The organism is Streptomyces daliensis (genome assembly GCF_054782395.1).
The window spans coordinates 462,292-478,254 of sequence record NZ_BAAGSO010000088.1 but is presented as its reverse complement, the minus strand read 5'-3'; the positions used below and the strand labels follow the sequence as shown (position 1 = coordinate 478,254).

19 protein-coding genes are annotated in these 15,963 nt (G+C 72.2%); 7 read left to right on the top strand and 12 right to left on the bottom strand.

Going from position 1 to position 15,963, the window contains the following annotated elements; translation table 11 throughout:
- The 4 genes from ACYVOO_RS21470 to ACYVOO_RS21455 form a co-directional block, all read left to right on the top strand.
- The coding region (locus ACYVOO_RS21470) for an acyl carrier protein (RefSeq protein WP_461017277.1) at positions 1 to 252 on the top strand (252 nt) is incomplete at its 5' end.
- Entirely contained in the window at positions 245 to 2,113 is a 1,869-nt protein-coding gene (locus ACYVOO_RS21465; RefSeq protein WP_461017276.1) for a fatty acyl-AMP ligase, read from the top strand. The genes ACYVOO_RS21470 and ACYVOO_RS21465, both read left to right, overlap by 8 nt.
- A gap of 243 nt (positions 2,114 to 2,356) precedes the next feature.
- Positions 2,357 to 3,916: an eCIS core domain-containing protein gene (locus ACYVOO_RS21460; RefSeq protein ID WP_461017275.1), complete on the top strand. Its 1,560-nt coding sequence runs from the start codon at positions 2,357 to 2,359 to the stop codon at positions 3,914 to 3,916.
- A gap of 113 nt (positions 3,917 to 4,029) precedes the next feature.
- Positions 4,030 to 4,500, top strand: a complete 471-nt coding sequence (locus ACYVOO_RS21455; protein WP_461017274.1) for a hypothetical protein — start codon at positions 4,030 to 4,032, stop codon at positions 4,498 to 4,500.
- 70 nt (positions 4,501 to 4,570) lie between these two features.
- On the opposite strand, the gene ACYVOO_RS21450 is transcribed toward ACYVOO_RS21455, so the two are convergent.
- Positions 4,571 to 5,785: a cytochrome P450 gene (locus ACYVOO_RS21450; protein ID WP_461017273.1), complete on the bottom strand. Its 1,215-nt coding sequence runs from the start codon at positions 5,783 to 5,785 to the stop codon at positions 4,571 to 4,573.
- Between the two features lie 190 nt (positions 5,786 to 5,975).
- Here ACYVOO_RS21450 and ACYVOO_RS21445 point away from each other — a divergent pair, with 190 nt between their 5' ends.
- On the top strand, positions 5,976 to 6,626 hold the full coding sequence (locus tag ACYVOO_RS21445) for a TetR/AcrR family transcriptional regulator (protein ID WP_461017272.1): 651 nt from the start codon (positions 5,976 to 5,978) through the stop codon (positions 6,624 to 6,626).
- Between the two features lie 127 nt (positions 6,627 to 6,753).
- On the opposite strand, the gene ACYVOO_RS21440 is transcribed toward ACYVOO_RS21445, so the two are convergent.
- The gene (locus tag ACYVOO_RS21440; protein ID WP_461017271.1) at positions 6,754 to 7,380 is read right to left on the bottom strand and encodes an ATP-binding protein; all 627 of its coding nucleotides are present in this window, start codon (positions 7,378 to 7,380) and stop codon (positions 6,754 to 6,756) included.
- A 70-nt stretch (positions 7,381 to 7,450) separates the two neighbouring features.
- Positions 7,451 to 8,311 carry a helix-turn-helix transcriptional regulator gene (locus ACYVOO_RS21435; protein ID WP_461017270.1) on the bottom strand — a complete coding sequence of 287 codons (861 nt, stop codon included), beginning with the start codon at positions 8,309 to 8,311 and terminating at the stop codon, positions 7,451 to 7,453.
- Between the two features lie 85 nt (positions 8,312 to 8,396).
- Here ACYVOO_RS21435 and ACYVOO_RS21430 point away from each other — a divergent pair, with 85 nt between their 5' ends.
- On the top strand, positions 8,397 to 9,158 hold the full coding sequence (locus ACYVOO_RS21430) for an SDR family oxidoreductase (RefSeq protein ID WP_461017269.1): 762 nt from the start codon (positions 8,397 to 8,399) through the stop codon (positions 9,156 to 9,158).
- 179 nt (positions 9,159 to 9,337) lie between these two features.
- Positions 9,338 to 9,547 carry a 4-oxalocrotonate tautomerase family protein gene (locus ACYVOO_RS21425; RefSeq protein ID WP_453350738.1) on the top strand — a complete coding sequence of 70 codons (210 nt, stop codon included), beginning with the start codon at positions 9,338 to 9,340 and terminating at the stop codon, positions 9,545 to 9,547.
- Between the two features lie 36 nt (positions 9,548 to 9,583).
- On the opposite strand, the gene ACYVOO_RS21420 is transcribed toward ACYVOO_RS21425, so the two are convergent.
- The 9 genes from ACYVOO_RS21420 to ACYVOO_RS21380 all read right to left on the bottom strand — a co-directional run bounded on the left by ACYVOO_RS21420 (position 9,584) and on the right by ACYVOO_RS21380 (position 15,864).
- Positions 9,584 to 10,297 (bottom strand): bifunctional 4-hydroxy-2-oxoglutarate aldolase/2-dehydro-3-deoxy-phosphogluconate aldolase, encoded by a 714-nt coding sequence (locus ACYVOO_RS21420; protein WP_461017268.1) that lies wholly within the window; start codon positions 10,295 to 10,297, stop codon positions 9,584 to 9,586.
- A complete protein-coding gene (locus ACYVOO_RS21415) occupies positions 10,294 to 10,674 on the bottom strand; it encodes an HPr family phosphocarrier protein (protein WP_461017267.1) in 381 nt (126 codons plus the stop codon). The genes ACYVOO_RS21420 and ACYVOO_RS21415 overlap by 4 nt, the downstream gene beginning before the upstream one ends.
- Complete coding sequence (locus ACYVOO_RS21410) at positions 10,671 to 11,804, bottom strand: DgaE family pyridoxal phosphate-dependent ammonia lyase (RefSeq protein ID WP_461017266.1); 1,134 nt, start codon at positions 11,802 to 11,804, stop codon at positions 10,671 to 10,673. The genes ACYVOO_RS21415 and ACYVOO_RS21410 overlap by 4 nt, the downstream gene beginning before the upstream one ends.
- Before the next feature lie 115 nt (positions 11,805 to 11,919).
- Positions 11,920 to 12,645 carry a DUF4310 family protein gene (locus ACYVOO_RS21405; protein ID WP_461017265.1) on the bottom strand — a complete coding sequence of 242 codons (726 nt, stop codon included), beginning with the start codon at positions 12,643 to 12,645 and terminating at the stop codon, positions 11,920 to 11,922.
- Positions 12,646 to 12,660: 15 nt separating this feature from the next.
- Entirely contained in the window at positions 12,661 to 13,452 is a 792-nt protein-coding gene (locus tag ACYVOO_RS21400) for a DUF4311 domain-containing protein (protein ID WP_461017264.1), read from the bottom strand.
- Positions 13,453 to 13,459: 7 nt separating this feature from the next.
- Positions 13,460 to 13,795: a DUF4312 family protein gene (locus tag ACYVOO_RS21395; protein WP_453350744.1), complete on the bottom strand. Its 336-nt coding sequence runs from the start codon at positions 13,793 to 13,795 to the stop codon at positions 13,460 to 13,462.
- Positions 13,792 to 14,178 (bottom strand): SFCGS family glycine-rich protein, encoded by a 387-nt coding sequence (locus tag ACYVOO_RS21390; protein WP_453350745.1) that lies wholly within the window; start codon positions 14,176 to 14,178, stop codon positions 13,792 to 13,794. Before ACYVOO_RS21390 ends, ACYVOO_RS21395 begins: the two co-directional genes overlap by 4 nt.
- Before the next feature lie 22 nt (positions 14,179 to 14,200).
- The gene (locus ACYVOO_RS21385; protein ID WP_461017263.1) at positions 14,201 to 14,647 is read right to left on the bottom strand and encodes a hypothetical protein; all 447 of its coding nucleotides are present in this window, start codon (positions 14,645 to 14,647) and stop codon (positions 14,201 to 14,203) included.
- The gene (locus ACYVOO_RS21380) at positions 14,644 to 15,864 is read right to left on the bottom strand and encodes an amidohydrolase family protein (RefSeq protein WP_461017262.1); all 1,221 of its coding nucleotides are present in this window, start codon (positions 15,862 to 15,864) and stop codon (positions 14,644 to 14,646) included. The genes ACYVOO_RS21385 and ACYVOO_RS21380 overlap by 4 nt, the downstream gene beginning before the upstream one ends.
- Positions 15,865 to 15,963 lie beyond the last annotated feature (99 nt).

The following is a 15,963-nucleotide window of genomic DNA, read 5'->3' as shown; positions in this document are numbered from 1 at the left end:
ATCCTGACCGAAGTGAGAACGCTGCTCGCCGAATGCGGCGGCATCGACCCCGCGCAGGTCGATGAACAGACCGCTTTCATCGCCGACCTCGCACTCGACTCACTCGTCCTGGTACGCATGACCGTCCACGCCGAGGAACGCTTCGGGGTCCGTATCCCGGAGGAAGACGCATGGGAACTGCACACGGTCGGCGCCGTCGTCGGCTACGTCGAGGAGTGCCTGACGCGGCGGGCCGGAGCCGGTGGTGAGTGAACTCGTCCGCTTCCTGCACGAAAAGGTGTGGCTCCTCGGAGACACCCGCTGGTACGCGCGTGTGGACAGGGTCCGGGGCGAACTCGTCGAGGTGGAACGCCTCGGATTCGCCCAGCTCGACGCGCGGGCCCGCGCCGTCGGGGCGTGGCTCGCCGAACGTACGCCTCCGGGCGCACGGGTCCTGCTGATGTATCCGGCGGGCCTGGAGTTCCTCACCGTCTTCCTCGGCTGCCTCTATTCCGGGCGGACCGCCGTCCCGGCGCCACTCCCGGACACCGACCGCCGGGCCCTGCAACGCGCCGAGCGCGTCATCCGCGACGCCGGCGTCGGGCTGGTTCTCACCGATACCGCACACCGGCCGAGGCTCGCCTCCTGGCTCTCCGGCGCGGACACCAACGGCACCGACACCACCCGCCCTGACACGACCGGTCCCGACACCACCGGCCCGGACACCACCGATCCCGACACCACCGGCCCGGTCAGCGCGCCACAAGCCGAGTGCGTCGCCACCGACAGCACCGAGCTGCCCGATCCGGACACCTGGCCCCCTCTCGCCCAGGACCTCTCGGCGACCGCCTACGTCCAGTACACCTCCGGCTCGACCAGCGAGCCGCGCGGTGTCGTCATCACCCACCGCGACCTCCTGCACAACCTGCTGGCGATCAGGGAGACGATCCTCCCCCCGGACGTCCGGGACGAGTTGCGCGACGACCCGTCACAGGCCGGTGCGGGCTGGCTCCCGCACTACCACGACATGGGCCTGGTCGGGATACTGCTCAGCCCGCTCGCCAGTTGCGGCAACCTCGTCTTCTGCTCCCCGGTGTCCTTCATCGCGCACCCACTGCTGTGGCTCCAGATGATCAGCCGGTACCGGGCCTTCTACACCTTCGCCCCGGACTTCGGCTACGACTGGCTGCTCAGACGCCTCAAGGGCGGCCGGCCCACCGAGCCGGTCCCGGTCCCGGATCCGGAGCTGAATCTGGAGCTGGAGCTGGAGCTGAGCTGCCTGCGTTTCGCGCTGAGCGGCGCGGAGCCCGTACGCGCCGACGTCCTGGACGCGGTCGCTCGGCGCCTCGCTCCGATCGGCTTCCGCCAGGACATCTGGGCGCCCAGCTACGGCCTGGCAGAGGCCACCCTCATGGTCACCGGAACGCCCTGCGGCAGCGGAGCCACCGTGCGGCGCTTCGACCGCGACGCGCTGGAAGCAGGCCGTGCCGTGCCCGCCCCGGACGGCGCCGAGCTCGTCGGCTGCGGCCGTCCCACCGGCACCGACGTGCACATCGTCGACCCCGGCACCTCGCGACCGCTGGACGACGGTCACGTCGGCGAGATCTGGGTCCGCGGCGACAGCGTCACCAACGGCTACCTCGGCAACCCGCAGGCCACCGCCGAACACTTCGGCGCCCGCACCGCCGACGGCGACGGCCCCTTCCTGCGCACCGGCGACCTCGGCTTCCGCCAGGACGGCGAGCTCTACGTCACCGGCCGCGCCAAGGACCTGATCATCGTCAACGGCCGCAACATCCACCCCCAGGACATCGAGCGCGTCAGCGAAACCGCCGACACCGCCACCGGTCCCTGCGCGGCCTTCGCCCTGCCCGACGGCTCCGGCGCCGAACGCATCGTCCTGGTCCAGGAGATCCGCCCCCGGCACCTCGAAGGGCGCACCCCCGCGACCCTCGCCGACACCATCAGGAAGCGCCTGGCACACGAGTTGCGGCTGGCCGCCCACGTGGTCGTCGTCGGCCCGATGAGCGTGCCCCGGACCACCAGCGGCAAGGTGCAACGCGCCCGCACGCGCGACGCACTCCGCTCCTCCCGCCTCGCCACCCTCCACTCCGACCTTCCCACGCCGGCCTGAGCGTGCCCGGTTCCGCTCCCGGCGGGGTTCACGCCCCACCCCGTCGGCACAGCCCTGACCAGGAGAGGCGCGGCCACCTGGGGCGCCAGTTCCTCCCATGCTCTTGCCCCTGTCCCTCCCGTCCTGCCCACTCTGCCCTTTGGGCCGTCGGATTGTGCCCTCGAGTATCTGGTCCGGCGGGCGACGGTCGCGTATCCAAGAGAGGTCGCATTCCGGCGTGGGATCGTGAGATGAGGCTTCCCTTTGCGTGATCAAGAGACGGTCGGCCAGCGGGACGCCGGGCCGGGGCGGGCGCCCGTGCGCAAGCCCTCGGAGGGGAGCGGTGCGCCGCCGTCGACGAGGCTGCTGGCGCTGCAACGGACGGCCGGGAACGCGGCCGTGGTCCGGATGCTGCGCCGGGCCGGGCTGACGGAGGCACCGACGCCGCACGATCACGGCCCGAACAATCACAGCCCGCACGCCGATGACCGGAGCGTGCAGCGCTCGGCCGTCCACGACGTGCTGCGCCGCGGCGGCCGCCCGCTCGACGCCGACACCCGCACCGACATGGAGTCGCGCATCGGTGCCGACTTCTCCGATGTGCGGATCCACGACGACGCCGCGGCGAGGGCCTCGGCGGCGGAGATCGGGGCCCGCGCCTACACCTCCGGCAGTCACATCGTCATCGGCGACGGCGGTGGCGACAAGCACACCCTCGCCCATGAACTCACCCATGTCGTGCAGCAGCGCTCAGGGCCCGTGGCCGGTACCGACGACGGCTCGGGGCTCAAGGTCTCCGACCCCTCCGACCGTTTCGAGCGCGAGGCCGAGGCCAACGCCACCCGTGTCATGCGCGCCCCCGCACGCGAGAGCACGTCGGCCTCGGCGGCGGACGTCGGGCGGACACCGGCACCGAACTCCGCGACGGACTTCGTCCAGCGCACCCTGAACCACACCGCCGCGCCGACCCGCGCCGAGCGCGCGTCGCGCGTGGACAACCGGGGCCGGGCCGTGGAGTCCGAGATCCTCACCGACGGCTCGCTGGCAGGCTCACCGGTCTCCCAGGACCCGCCCGGCTACGACTACATCCGCTCTCTGAACCTGACCAGCACCTGGGTCCGCTTCCACCTGGTCAACCAGAAGGCGGGCGGTGAGGGCACCAGGGACAACCTGGTGACCGCCTCGGGAAGCGACAACCAGGTGTACGAGCGGACCATCGAGTCGGTCCTCAAGAACGACGTGAACCAGGCCAAGAACAACCCGGGATCCTACGTCTACTTCGCCACCAGGGTGGCGTACAACCGAACGGCCCCGGCGACCGCCGGTGTCGCCCAGCAGAATTCCGTCTACGCGTTCCCGTCCAGCCTGGACATCACGCACAAGCTGTACGACCCCGCCGCCGGATGGACAGCGGGCACGCACGACAACACGACCTTCACCTTCCAGACCCCGCAGCCCGTCGACACCAGGACTCCGATGGCGATCGCCAGCCTCGACCTGCCGACGCTCTACCAGTACACCGGTTTCGCCCCGAGAACCAAGGTCTGGGACCAGCAGGACATCGGGTTCCTGAAGAGCATCGCGACGGGCGGCAGCCGTCACCAGGCGTTCGTGACCGCCGTGCAGGGGTACGGCGGCACACTGGCCGAGCAGGTCGACGCCGCCCTCTGGGAGTTCCCCTTCTCGCCCCCGCGGGCGAACGCGCGGGGAACGGGTGCCCAGGGCGCGACGTCGTTCGGCAGCCGTGTCACGGGCCACGACGACGGCTTCGAGGCACTGGACGCCCTGTGTGCCACGATCGGCGCGGGGCTGCTGACGCTCTAGCTCTTCCGGCGCGTCCTGCGACACCACCTTGCGGTGCGGCGTGGTGTGGTGGTGAGAGGGTGCCGGGCGTCACGACACGAAGCACCATGACACACCCCTGCGAGGAGTACCGGATGTCGAGTCTGTGGAACGCGAAGGTCGAGGCGGTCGACGGCGCGAGGGTCACGCTCCGTCTCACGGCGGTCCACCCGGATGCCGGAGACCCGCCGGAGAGTGCGGTCTTCGCGCTGCGCCTCCTCGTCGACGGCCTGGAGCGGGCGGCCGACGCACCGGCGGCGGCTGCCCGCCTCGACTCCCTCAGCACGCCCGAGGGGGCCGGCCAGGCCGTCGCCGATGTCTCGGTGACCGAGCGCCGCAACCTCCCCTTCGACGAGCGCGCCGCCAAGCACGCGATCAAGACCGAACTGCGCGAGCGGGGTCAGGACCCCGCGGAGACCTCGGACGCCTTCCAGGCCCGGTGGCGCGACCTGTGGGAGGACCCGCGGCAGGCTCCCAGCGCGAGGCTGACGGTCCACCTGCGCGACGCCGGGGCCGTGGCGGGCCTGAAGCCGGGTCACGCCTGGGAGTCCGCCGCCTTCGGCTGAGCCCCGCGCCGGGCCGGGCCTCCGCCTGGCCGGGGACGGGGGCGTGTGGCGACCGCCCCCGCCGGGGTGCTCACCAGGTGACGGGCAACGACGTCACACCGCCGGTGATGTGACCGGTCTTCACTTCGAGCTCGTCCAGGTCCGCGGCGAGGCGGAGACCGGGAAGGCGGCGGGCCAGGGTCTCGAAGACCACCCGCAGCTCGATGCGCGCGAGGCTGGCGCCGATGCAGAAGTGCTTGCCGTGCCCGAAGCCGACGTGGCCCCGCTCCTCGCGTCCGGGAGTGAACTCCTCGGCCTCGCTGAAGGCCCGGGGGTCACGGTTGGCCGAGTTGAGCGAGAGGATGACCGCGTCGCCACGGCGCACCGTCACCCCGCCGACCTCCACGTCGGTGTGGGCGTAGCGCAGGATACCCAGGTCGCCCGGGGCGCCCAGGCGCATGATCTCCTCGACGGTGGCGTCGGTCCGCGCCCGCGGGTCGGCGGCCAGTTCCCGCCACCGCTCGGGACGGGTGAGCAGGAACAGGGTGCCCAGCCCGATGCGGTTGACGGTGGTCTCGTGCCCGGCGAAGAGCAGCCCCACGCACAGGCGCACCATCTCCGCGTAGTCGAAGCCCTCGTCGGCGGCCTGCGCGCGGACCAGGTCGGAGATGACGTCCTCGGTGGGGGTGTCGCGCTTGGCCTCGGCCAGGCCGGTCATGTACTGGCTGAACTCCTCGCGTGCCCGAAGCGCGTCACCGTCCGGGGACTCGGTGGCCATCCGCTCCGACAGCGACCGGAAGACGTCGCGGTCGGCCTCGGGTACCCCCAGCAGGCGGCAGATGACCGCGACCGGGAGGGGGAAGGCCAGCGCGGAGTGCAGGTCGACGGCCCTCCCGGGTGCCGCGTCGTGCTCGGCGATCATCCGGTCGACGTAGCCGTCGACCAACTCCTGGACGTGGGTGGAGAGCAGGCGCATCCGCTTGGCCGAGAACGCCGGGGTCAGCAGGCGCCGCATCCGGGTGTGGTCCCGCTCCTCGGTGGCGTAGTCGCCGGTCGGGCCGTTCTGCACCGCGGCGGTGGTGATCTGCGCGGCCCGCTCGGGTTCGGGGTGGGAGCGGCCCAGCCGCGCGTCGGCGAGCAACTCCCGCACCTCCTGGTAGGAGGTGACGAGCCATGCCGGGTCGCCGGCGGGTGTGGTGACCGCGGTGACGGGGGCCTCGCGGCGCAACATCTCGTACACCGGGGCCAGATCGAGCACGTTCGGCCGGGGGAAGGGAAGCTGGGGGCGGTCGGTGGCAACGGTCACGACGGGCTCTCCTTCACGCTCACGCGAGGACGATGACGGCGAGATCACCAAACTACCTTTTCTGGCAGTCGCCGCCAACAAAGTGTCGCCAGCATGGCCAGTATTCTGTGCGGCCCGGACACGGTCGCAGCCATGGCCACGGTCACGGTCCCCAGTTACGTTCACGGTCACGAGCGGGAGGCCGGCATTCATGCAGGAGCAGCGCGACGCGGCACGGCGCGGGCGTCCGCCCGTCACCGACCAGGCCCGGTGGGCACAGCGCCTGCACATCTCGCGGCACGCGGTGCGGCTCTTCCGCGAGCAGGGCGTGGCCGCGACCCCGGGCCGTCAGATCGCGCACGCGGCCCAGGTCTCCGAACGCACCCTGTGGCGGCTGTTCCGCGCCAAGGAAAGCTGCGTGGAGCCGCTGCTCACCCAGGCGCTCGAGGCGTTCCAGACGGTCCTGGGCACCTGCCCGCCGGGGCTCCCGCCTGCCGAACACCTCCGCGCCCGCTACACGTTCCTCCCGCCCGCCGCCGGATCCGACGTCGACGCCGTGCTGGCCGTCATCCGCATGACCCGCGACGAGCGGGCCCTGCGCGCGGTCTGGCTCGTCCTGCACGAACAGGCCGAGACCGCCCTGGCCCAGCTCCTCGCACGGCACTCCGGCCACCTCGCCGACTCCTGGCACACGCGCCTCCAGGCCGCACAGCTCAACGCCGCACTACGCGTGATCACCGAGGACTTCGCCCACTCCGCCGCCGACGGCATCACCGGCCACGAGATCGAGCGCCAACGCACACGCGTCGCCGACGCCTTCCACACCGCCACCCACCCGCACCGGCCTGCGCCCGGGGCGTGACGACCGCCGACGCGTGCGACGCTCTCGGCGTCCCCGTCGGGAGCATGTGTCCGAGCCCGAGAGCGCTGTGGACGGTGCCGGTGAAGCCCGCGACGAAGAGGCTTTCTGTGGCCGTAAGGAGAAGCGTTCAGCGGTTGCGGCGGTCGTCGGCCTCGAAAGAAAGCTGTGGCCATGCCGAGGAGAGTCGCGCCAGTTCGTCGGTGGTCACGTCGGGAGCGGTGCGCAGGGACTCGTCGGGGAGGAAGTGGACGACGGTCCCGGTCGTGCCGTCGTCGGCTATCGGTTCCAGGCCGGTGGTGGGGACGCCGTGTGCGTAACGCTGGGTCCAGGATCCGTTGCGGCGGCGGTTGGTGTGGACGAGCCATGTGCTGAGGGCGGCGACGACGGACATGCCCCGACGGGGGTGGCCGTCGGGAAGTGGGGGTGCGTCGGGGCGGTCGAAGAAGCGGAGGTCTTTGGTCGCCATGATCGGCTTCTTCACCGGCCGGCCGTGTTCGTCGAGGCGTGTGTCGGTGCCCCGGCCGTCGTCGGCGATGGTCACTGAGCCGTCGGCGTGGAGGGTGACGCGGCAGTGGCCGCCGTTGCCGCACTCGGCCTCGTCTGCCGCGTAGGCGACGACTTCGATTACCAGGTGCTGGACGCCGCCGGGCGCGAATGTGGCAGGGGCCCGGCGGACGTGTTCAAGGTGGTCGAGGTCCACGCCGCCCGCCCAGTCGTGCGTGGTGTTGCGCCAGGAAGCCCTTGGTGTGTCCATCCGCGAAGTATGCGGGCGGTGGCCACTGCCCGTGCTGCCCCTCGCGACGGCGCCGTAGGCGTGGGACCCCTCAGCGGGCCGGGTCGGCGATGTCCTGGGTGCCGATGACCGTCAGCAGGTCGAGCAGGCCGGCGCTGTCCGTACCGACCGCTGGGGTGAACCAGAGCAGTCGTTGCCGCCCGTCCTCGCTGAACAGGTTGAGGCAGTTGACCTCGACGAGGCCGAGGGCGGGGTGGTTGAGGCGTTTGCGGTCGTCTCGCCGGAAGGCCACGTCGTGCTCGGCCCAGAGTGCGGCGAACTCGGAGGAGAGGCCGAGCAGCTCGCTGATCATCGAGGAGGCTTCGGTGTCCTTCCTGTCCCGCCGGGCGGCGGCTGCTCTCAGGTCGGCGACGAAGGCGCGGGACTGGGCCTCGTGGTCGGCATCCGGGTAGAGCCGCCGGGCCTCGGGTTCGGTGAACCACCGGTGGACGAAGCTGGCCCGGGCGCCGCGGAAGCCGGACTGGTCGCCGAGCAGGGCCACCGCGAGCGGGTTCTGTACGAGGGTCACGTGCAGGTCGGTGATGACCTGCGCGGGTGTCGAGGTCAGACGCTGGAGCAGGTCGAACATTCCGGGGTGGACGTGGGAGGCGGCGCCGCCGTGCACGGGCACCGGGCGGTCGGCCAGGTGGTAGAGGTGGTCGCGTTCGTCGGCGCTCAGCCGGAGCGCCCTGGCCAGGGCGGCGATCATCTGCTCCGACGGCTGGGACCCGGCCCCGCGCTCCAGCTCGTTGTAGTAGTCCACCGAAGCCCCGGCGAGCTGGGCGACCTCCTCGCGCCGCAGCCCGGACACCCGGCGGCGGGACCCGGCGGGCAGCCCCACCTCGGCCGGGCGGATGCGTTCGCGACGCGACCGCAGAAAGGACCCCAGCTCGGTGTATTTCGCAGAACCCATGCCTCCATTCTGCGCTCGGCGGGGGCGCGGACCCAGGGGATGACATCCCCTGGTTGCGCTGGTCAGCACCGCTCACCCTGGAGGCATGAACACAGCTCCATCCACGCAACCGCCATCGGCCACGCGGGCCGCCGTCGTCACCGGCGGATCACGCGGCATCGGCCGGGCGGTCTCCCGGAAACTCGCCCAGGACGGTCTGGCCGTCGTGGTGAACTACGCCAGCGACGCGACCGCCGCCGACGAGACGGTGGCGGCCATCACCGCCGACGGCGGGCGGGCCGTCGCGGTGCCGGGCGACGTGGCGGACGAGCACGCCGTCGCCGCACTGTTCGACCGGGCGGAGGCGGAGTTCGGCGGCGTGGACGCCGTCGTCAACTCCGCGGGCCGACTCGCCCTGTCGCCCATCGCCGAACTCGATCTGACGGTCCTCGACGCCGTGCACCGCACGAACATCCGCGGCTCCTTCGTCGTCGCCCAGCAGGCCGCACGGCGGCTCCGGGCGGGCGGCTCGTTCGTGGCACTGTCGACCTCCGTGGTCGGTACGCAGTTCCCCGCCTACGGTGCGTACGCGGCGAGCAAGGGCGCGGTCGAGGCGATGACGCTGATCCTCGCCCGCGAGCTGCGCGGCCGGGACATCACCGTGAACGCCGTCGCCCCCGGCCCCACGGCCACGGAACTGTTCCTCGAAGGCAAGACGGACGAGGAGATCGACCGGCTCGCCAAGGTCCCGCCGCTGGAGAGGCTGGGGACCCCGGAGGACATCGCCCACGTGGTGGCCTTCCTCACCAGCGCGCAGGGCCACTGGGTGAACGGGCAGATCCTGCGCGCCAACGGAGGCATGGTGTGACGACGGCACGGCAAAGCGTCGTCGCCGTCACGGGCGCCTGCCCGCCCGGCACCAGCCTTGAACCGCTCACCCCGTACGCCCCACACGTCGGCCTCTGACCACTCCACCGGCCGTCCGCAGCACATTCCCCGCACACATGCTTCCGGTCCACGGAAGAAAACACTCCAGGGAGAACCCCCATGCCTTTCGCCCATTTCAAGGTCCCTGCCGGCACCATCAGCGCCGAGGACAAGAAGAAGATCATCGAGCGCACCACCGACCTGTACGCCGAGATCTACGGTGAGCGGGCCCGCCCCACCACCGTCGTCCTCGTCGACGAGGTCCCCGACGGCGGCTGGGGCGTCGCGGGCAACGTCCTCACGGCGGCCATGCTCAACGGCGGCGCCTGAGACCTGCCCTCCGCCGGGGGCCCGGCAGCGGCCCGCTCAGGCGGCGGCGAGTTGCCTGCGCAGGTTCTCCACCGCGGCGGGGATGTCGTCGGCGCCGGTCAGGTCGCTGCCGATGCTCACCGTGAACGCACCGGCCGCCAGCCACTCGGCCGCGTTCGCGAGCGTCACTCCCCCTGTGGCCATGATCCGCGCGCCCGGCAGTACGGAGCGCAGGGACGTCAGGTAGGCGAGGCCGCCGACGTGGGCGGGGAACAGCTTGGCCACCCCGCGCTGTGCCGCTGCGCGCAGCTCCGTCGGGGTCATGCCGCCCTCGACGATGAGCCGGTCGGCGGCGTCGGCGACCGGGCGTACGTCGGGCACCTGGAACGGGCTGACCAGGAAGGCGGCCCCTGCCGTCAGTGCGGTCTCGGCGATGGCGGTGCTGGTGACCGTGCCGAGGCCGACGGTGGCCTCGGGGTGCTCACGCGCCCAGCCGCGTACCAGTTCCTCCCAGCCGGGTGTGGTGGCGGTGAACTCGAAGGTGCTGATCCCGGCGGCGAGCAGGGTGCGGGCCAGATGGTCGGCGGCGTCCGCGTCGGCCGCCCGTACGGTCGGCACGATACGGGCGCGCCGCAGGTGGCCGATGACCTCGCGTACGGCGGGCGTGAGGGAGGCGTCCGGGCCCTCCGGGGGTGCGGCGCCGTTCGGGACCGCAGTGCCGTCCGGGCCTGCGGTCCCGTCCGAGGCGGTGGCACCGTTCGGGGCCGTCATGCGGGGGCCGCTATCCGGGCGAGCGCGTCCAGCGCGCTGCGGGCCTCCGCCGCGTCGGCGCCGCCGTCGGCGCGCAGCACGATCTCGTCGCCGCAGCGGATGTTGAGCGTCAGCACGGACAGCACGCTCCGTGCCGGTACGGGCTCCCCGTCCGCTCCCCCGTCGGCGCGTGCGACGGTCACCTCGGCCGTCGCACGCGCCGCCGCCTGCGCGAACGCCGCGGCCGGGCGGGCGTGCAGCCCGGCCTCCTCGGTGACCTTGAGCCGTCGTTCCACGATCCCCACGTGCGGGGTCTCCTCTCCTCGGTTGCCGGTGTCCGTGTCCTCCGGGGCCGCGCCCGGGGCCCCGGTCCCGCTTCCGCGCGTCGCGCCGGTCATGGCCGACCGTCCAGCAGTGCGGTGATCCGGTCGACGAGCAGTTCTTCCTCCTCCTCGCTCAGCGAGCGCGGGTCCACGGACAGCTGGCCGCTGCCGGAGTGGTGGTCGCGGAGGAAGACCGGGGGGCTGCCCGCCTGGAGGGCGGCGCTCAGTGCCGCCGCGTCGCGCCCCCCGCCGTGGGGGTCCACGGTCAGCCGGGCGCGGTGGATGTCGCGTCCGGCCTCGTCCCGTACGACCTCGGCGGTGATGCCCGGGAGGCCGCCCAGCCGCGCGGCGAGCCGGGCCATGCGCGCCTGCTGCGCCGCCGACTGTGCCGCGCCGTCCGGTGCTGCGGCCCGTGCCTCGTGCTCACGCGTGGCGCGCACCAGGCCGAGGACGGTCTCCTTGCCGACCTTCATCGGCCGTCCGATGCCGCCGTACTGGGCGCGGCAGGCGGCGATCAGTGGCGCGGAGCCGCAGATGAACCCCGAGGTGGGGCCGCCGATGGCCTTGCCGCCGCTGAAGACGACCAGGTCGGCGCCGGTTTCCGTCCAGGCGCGCAGGTCCTCCTCGGCCGCCGCGTCGACGATCACCGGGACGCCGTGCGCGCGGCCGATGGCGAGGGTCTCCGCGAGGGGCAGGGCGCCCTTGTGCACCGTGTGGTGCGACTGGACGTGGAGGATCGCGGCCGTCCGCTCACCCAGCACACCCTCGACGTGGCCGCGCTCCGTCTTGTTCACGGACCCGGCCTCCACGACGGTGCCGCCCCCGAGCGCGACCATCTGCCGCACGGGAGCACCGAAGTGGACGGCGTGGCCCTTCTGGAGCACCACTTCGTGGGGACGACCGCCCGGGTCGGGGAGGCGTTCGACGCGGGCGACGTCGGTACCGGCGATCAGCGCGGCAACGGCGATGGCGATGCCGGAGGCGGCACCGGTCGTGGGGCAGGCGTCCTCCGTGCCCGCGGCGCGAGCGAGTTCGCGACCGGCGGCGGCCAGCAGATCGTCCATCACGACGTGGCTGCGGGCCGCCTCGCCCATCGCGGCGATGACGTCGTCGCTGAGGCGGCTGCCGCCGAGTGCGGTCATCTTGCCGTTGGCGTTGAGGGCCGGGGGCAGGCCCAGTGCCTCATAGATGCTGGTGGGGCTCATGATGCCTTTCCGGGAAATGTACGAGGGGGGAGGGCGGCGGGGCGCCCCGTCAACCGGACCGGACGTGACGTGACGCGACGGGACCGGACGTGACGCGACAGGATCCGGCGCCCGCCTACGTGCCCGCGATCGGGAAGAAGAGCCCGAAGAGCATCGCACCGAGGATCGCACCCCCGGTCAGTGGCTTCTTCCACCAGTAGAAGAGCAGCGCGCCGATGACGGACCCGAGACCGACCGGGATCGAGGCGGTGGCGGCGGCGATGATGACCAGGGGCCCCAGATAGCGGCCCGCCGAATTGCCCGCGCCCATCATCACGTCGGCGCCGAACGTCGACGTACTGCCGGGTGAGTTGATGGTGGCGCGCCGGATGCCCAGGATCAGGCAGCCGATGGCGAAGCCGATGAGGGCGCCGGTCGGCAGGGCCAGCCAGAAGTGTTCCAGGGGTGCGGTGATGCCGCCCGCGAGCAGCATCGCGGGGATGCCGATGCCGACGCCGGTCTGGAGGGAGCCGCCGATGTCGAGGATGCCGACCATCGGCCCCTCGATGATCCGGGCGAAGAGGAAACCGGCGCCGAAGGCGGCCGCCGCGCCGTAACTCCCGCCGTCCATACCGGCCTTGAGCAGCGCGACGACGGCGACCTCGTTGAAGACACCCGTGTGGTAGACGTAATAAAGGTGTGTTCCGGAGAAGATGCCCGCCGCGAGGGTGGCGACGAAGAAGGGGAACGCCCACTCGGACAGCCAGAAGCTCCCCTCCCCCGGCACCTTGAGCCTGCCGCCCTTCCCCGGACCGGGGGCCGGGCCCGCGGCGTCCGCGGTGTTCGCTTCCGCGTGTGTCATGTCTCCGCCTGCCTCTCAGTCCGTCGGGGTGGTGCCGGTGGCGTCGTGCAGGCCGGACAGCCACGAGGGGATGTGGACCTTCATCTGCTCCAGGAGCTGGATGTCGACGCCGCGCAGGAACGCGCTGATGACGAAGAGGGCGACGACGGCTCCCACCAGGGTCCGGGTCAGCCGGGTCCTGCCCAGGTCGTCGAGGCCCTTGCCGACGACGATGCCGAGCACGATGCCCGGCACGGCGTTGCCCATCACGATGTGCGCGAGCCCGCCCAGCACCGTGCCCCAGCCGCCGGTGCGGCGCCCGGCGTCGACGGCCGCCATCCAGAAGATGATCGGCATCACCGGGTTGATCAGCCACTCGGAGGCGGGGCCCAGCACATCGGCCGCGACCTTCTGGAGGGAGTGCGGGATGGAGGCCGCCGTGGTGTTCAGCACGGAGATCAGCACCACGCCGACGCCCGCGCCGAAGAAGGCCATGCGGCGCGGGTTGTGCAGCGTCTCGGCGAGGTTGCGGTTCTTGGCCATGGACAGCGCCGCCGCCCAGTGCGGCACGATGCGGTGGTCCACGTCGCCGGTGAGCGCGCCCGCGCCGACCGTGCTGGCCCAGGCGTTGAAGAAGAAGCCGAAGCCGAACGAGAAGTGCGCGATGGGATCGTTCTCGCAGGCGTTCAGTTCGCCGAGCGTACGGAACGCGCCCATGCCCTGCACCTTGGGGGCGTGGAACATCCGCGCCACACCCGCCGAGGCACCGAACCCGATGAGCGCGCCGATGACTGCCGACTCCAGCAGGATGATGAGGGTCTGGTTCACGGCTGCCTCACCTCATGTGGAGGGCGTGCTGAAGCGGGGTGAGCCGCTCCTCGCGTACGGAGAAGTCGAGCGCGTCCAGGTCCAGCGACGCCACCCGTACCTCGATGTTGAGCTTCAGCTCGAACCGGTGCCGCTTGCGGGCGAAGAAGAGGCCGAGGAACCGTTCGGTCCAGCGGTGCTCGACGGCTTCGGCCACCTCCAGGCCGACGGGCTCGACGCGGAAGCACACGCCCGTCGTCTTCTTCCCCGCGGCCTGCTGGACCTGCGCCATCGCGTCGGCGAACGCCTTGTACCGCGTGGGTCCTGAGCCGGTCAGCCGCAGCACGTGTCGCGTGTGCTTCACTCCGCCCGCGCCTCCCCCGGCTCTGCGGCGGCCAGCTTCTTCAGCAGTGCCTCCGCGACGGCGAACCCGAGTTCCTCGCTGTCGAGGAAGCCGAAGCCCAGGACCGTACGGCCCTGTTCCACGGCCGTCACACCCGCGCGGGGCGAGCGCATGCCGAACTCGATGTCGTGCCCGTACTTCGCCTTCGCCGTCACCGCGCCCGCTCCGCCGCTGCCGCAGAAGGAGATGCCGAGCGCGGCATCCTCGGCGGCCATCACATCGCCGACCTTCATGTCGGCGCCGGGGCCGGGTATCAGCACGGGCTCGGCGCCCGCGGCGCGTACGCCGTCGGCCACGGCCTGGCCCTTGCCCAGCCGGTGCCCGATCACGATCTTCACTGCCATGGTGTCGCTCCCTTGTCGTCTCTCATGCCGTGCTGCTCTCCGCCTGCCGTGCCACCTCGAAGTGCAGTGCGAGCAGCAGGACTTCGCTGTCGGGCGCGCGGTAGCCGCGCGGTGTGCAGTAGGTGTCGATCAGTGCCCGCGTCGCGGCCAGGCGGTCGGCCGGTACCTCGGTGTAGAGCGCGTCGGCGAGCGGGTCCAGGTACTCGTCGTCGCGCACGCGCCGCAGGAAGGCCAGCGCGTGCACGGCGACGGCCAACTGCCGTTCGTCGTCGAGGGTGAGGCCCTGCTGCGCTGCGTGCCGCTGGATGAGCGGCAGCAGTTCCCCGAGGTCGGCGCGGTCCGCTTCGGCCACGGGTGCGGAGCTGTCCGCGACGGCTTCCGCGAGCCGGTCGGTGAGCCGCTCGGTCAGCCGCTCGGTCAGCCGCTCGGTCTGCGGCTCGGTCAGGGGGTCGGTCAGGGGGTCGGTCATGCGGCGGCTTCTCCCGGGGGTGTCGTCGGCCGTACGGGGTGGAAACGCCCCGCCCTCAGCACACCGTGTGCGACGAGCGACCCGGCGCCCTCGCGGTGCGCGCCCGTCGCGTCGGTGAGGGGGTGCGACGGCTGTTCCTCGCGCAGCCGCAGCAGGCTGATGTCGGCGAAGGCGCCGGGGCGCAGGGTGCCCAACTCGCCTGCCAGGCCGAGCACTTCGGCGGGGCGCGAGGTGACGCACGCGAGCACTTCGGTCAGCGGCATGCCCAGGGCGAGGAGCTTGTCGAGGATGGCGGTGAGCGAGTGCACGGGGCCGTGGAGGTTGCGGTTGTGCAGGTCGGTGCTCGCGGTGTACGGGCGGATGCCGGCGGACAGTGCCCGTTCGGCCGTGGCGAAGGCGAAGCTGGCGCTGCCGTGCCCGACGTCGAGGCGTACCCCGCGCTCCAGTGCGGCGCGGACCTGCGGAAGGGGCGTGGCGGCGTACTCGCCCCCGCCCCCGCCCTCGCCCCCGGGTTCGGGTGCGGTACGTGCGAAGAGGCCGCCGGGCTTGCCGTGGAAGGCGTGGGTGACGACGTCGCCGGGCCCGAGCAGGTCGAGGACGTCGCCCAGTGCCGGGGGTTCGTTGCCCACGTGCACCATGACCGGGACGCCGTGCGCGTCGGCGACCTCCTTGGCGGTGCGCAGCGGGGCGAGTCCGCTGCCGCCGAGCACGGACCTGCTCATCCGCACCTTGATGCCGCGGGGTGCCGGGGGCCCTTCCAGGTCAGGGGTGCCGTCGAGGAGCGCGCCCGTGGCGGCGGCGTCGATGTCGGCGGGGCCTCCCGCGAGTTCGCTGTTCCCCTGTACGAGGCCGTGACGGGAGATGTTGAGCCAGTTCAGGACCCGGGTGCGGGCGGGGGCCACGATCTGCCGGGCGAAGTGCGCCCAGTCGTCGCTGCCGCAGCTTCCCGCGTCGACCACGGTGGTGACGCCCTGGTCGACGCCGATCGTGTCGGGCTCGACCCCGAGATAGGTGCGGCCCGCGTAGACGTGGGTGTGCAGGTCGATGAGGCCCGGCGCGACCAGCAGGCCCGTCGCTTCGACGGTTTCGGCGCCCTGGAGGGTGCCAGGTGGGCCGGTGCGTGCGATGCGGCCGTCGCACACGGCGAGGTCGCCGGGCTCGACCGTTCCACGCTCCGGATCGGCCAACCGGCCGCCTGTGATCACGAGTTCGTACATGTACTCCGTCCGCCTTTCGCAGGGGCGGGAGAATGGGCACGACACGTCCACGGAGACCGCCAACCGTTCCGTAGAGTAGATTGGCGTTCCGACGGGCGG

Coding starts and splice junctions, on each gene's coding strand:
- ACYVOO_RS21445 (WP_461017272.1), top strand. CDS start 5,976: ATGCAGGAGCAGCGCGACGCGGCACGGCGCGGGCGTCCGCCCGTCACC.
- ACYVOO_RS21440 (WP_461017271.1), bottom strand. CDS start 7,380: ATGGACACACCAAGGGCTTCCTGGCGCAACACCACGCACGACTGGGCG.
- ACYVOO_RS21385 (WP_461017263.1), bottom strand. CDS start 14,647: ATGACCGACCCCCTGACCGACCCCCTGACCGAGCCGCAGACCGAGCGG.
- ACYVOO_RS21430 (WP_461017269.1), top strand. CDS start 8,397: ATGAACACAGCTCCATCCACGCAACCGCCATCGGCCACGCGGGCCGCC.
- ACYVOO_RS21455 (WP_461017274.1), top strand. CDS start 4,030: ATGTCGAGTCTGTGGAACGCGAAGGTCGAGGCGGTCGACGGCGCGAGG.
- ACYVOO_RS21425 (WP_453350738.1), top strand. CDS start 9,338: ATGCCTTTCGCCCATTTCAAGGTCCCTGCCGGCACCATCAGCGCCGAG.
- ACYVOO_RS21435 (WP_461017270.1), bottom strand. CDS start 8,311: ATGGGTTCTGCGAAATACACCGAGCTGGGGTCCTTTCTGCGGTCGCGT.
- ACYVOO_RS21380 (WP_461017262.1), bottom strand. CDS start 15,864: ATGTACGAACTCGTGATCACAGGCGGCCGGTTGGCCGATCCGGAGCGT.
- ACYVOO_RS21420 (WP_461017268.1), bottom strand. CDS start 10,297: ATGACGGCCCCGAACGGTGCCACCGCCTCGGACGGGACCGCAGGCCCG.
- ACYVOO_RS21410 (WP_461017266.1), bottom strand. CDS start 11,804: ATGAGCCCCACCAGCATCTATGAGGCACTGGGCCTGCCCCCGGCCCTC.
- ACYVOO_RS21390 (WP_453350745.1), bottom strand. CDS start 14,178: ATGGCAGTGAAGATCGTGATCGGGCACCGGCTGGGCAAGGGCCAGGCC.
- ACYVOO_RS21415 (WP_461017267.1), bottom strand. CDS start 10,674: ATGACCGGCGCGACGCGCGGAAGCGGGACCGGGGCCCCGGGCGCGGCC.
- ACYVOO_RS21405 (WP_461017265.1), bottom strand. CDS start 12,645: ATGACACACGCGGAAGCGAACACCGCGGACGCCGCGGGCCCGGCCCCC.